A 1,387-nucleotide genomic window follows, 5' to 3' on the forward strand; every position below is an offset into this window, starting at 1 on the left:
GCCGCGAGGTCGCCAGCCCGGTGGCGATGGCGGGTGCGCGGCCGTGGATGGAGTGCATGCCGTAGGTGTCCATGTAGTACGGGAAGCGGGAGGAGCAGCCGATGCCGGAGACGAAGACGATGTTCTCCTTGGCCAGGCCCAGCTCCGGCATGAAGCCCTGGACCGCGGCGAGGATGGCGTAGTCACCGCAGCCGGGGCACCAGCGCACTTCCTGGTCGGACTTGAAGTCCTTTGGCAGGAGGCGGAGTTCAGTGGTCATGGATCGTCGCCTCCAGCGCGTGGACGAGCTGTTCTTCCTTGAACGGCATGCCGTTGACCTGAGTGAAGGGCTGTACGTCGACCAGATAACGGGCGCGCAGCAGCATCGACAGCTGGCCCAGGTTCATCTCCGGAACGACGACACGCTCGTACCTGTCGAGGACCGTGCCGAGGTTGCGTGGGAAGGGGTTGAGGTGGCGTAGGTGGGCCTGTGCGATGGACTCCCCGGCGGTCCGTAGCCGCCGTACCGCCGCCGTGATCGGTCCGTAGGTTGATCCCCAGCCCAGGACGAGGGTGCGTGCCTCGTGCGGGTCGTCGACTTGGAGATCCGGGACGTCGATGCCGTCGATTTTGGCCTGTCGGGTGCGGACCATGAAGTCGTGGTTGGCGGGGTCGTAGGAGATGTTGCCGGTGCCGTCCTGTTTCTCGATGCCGCCGATGCGGTGTTCGAGGCCGGGGGTGCCGGGGATGGCCCACGGGCGGGCCAGGGTCTGCGGGTCGCGTTTGTAGGGCCAGAAGACTTCGGTGCCGTCGTCCAGGGTGTGGTTGGGGCCCTGGGTGAACTGGACGGTGAGGTCGGGGAGTTCGTCGGTGTCCGGGATGCGCCAGGGTTCGCTGCCGTTGGCGAGGTAGCCGTCGGACAGGAGCATCACCGGGGTGCGGTAGGTCAGGGCGATCCGGGCGGCTTCCAGGGCGGCGTCGAAGCAGTCCCCGGGCGTGCACGGGGCGATCACCGGGACGGGGGCTTCGCCGTTGCGGCCGAACATGGCCTGGAGCAGGTCGGCCTGCTCGGTCTTGGTCGGCAGGCCGGTCGAGGGGCCGCCGCGCTGGATGTCGATGACCAGCAGCGGCAGTTCCAGGGAGACCGCGAGGCCGATGGTCTCCGACTTCAGCGCCACGCCCGGACCGCTGGTCGTCGTCACCGCCAGGCTGCCGCCGAAGGCGGCGCCCAGTGCGGCGCCGATGCCGGCGATCTCGTCCTCGGCCTGGAAGGTGCGGACACCGAAGTTCTTGTGTTTGGACAGTTCGTGGAGGATGTCGGAGGCCGGGGTGATGGGGTAGGAGCCCAGGAACAGCGGCAGGTCCGCCTGGCGGGACGCGGTGACCAGTCCGTAGGACAGGGCGAGGT

Annotated in this window: 2 pseudogenes; both read right to left on the bottom strand. The window is 68.3% G+C overall.

What is annotated here, in order from left to right:
- Positions 1-259: pseudogene (locus HLK59_RS50065) on the bottom strand (2-oxoacid:ferredoxin oxidoreductase subunit beta); the annotation flags it as partial.
- A pseudogene (locus HLK59_RS50070) lies at positions 249-1,387 on the bottom strand (2-oxoglutarate ferredoxin oxidoreductase subunit alpha); the annotation flags it as partial. The pseudogenes HLK59_RS50065 and HLK59_RS50070, both read right to left, overlap by 11 nt.

Source organism: Streptomyces sp. S3(2020) (assembly GCF_013044505.1).
Classification (GTDB): Bacteria; Actinomycetota; Actinomycetes; order Streptomycetales; family Streptomycetaceae; genus Streptomyces.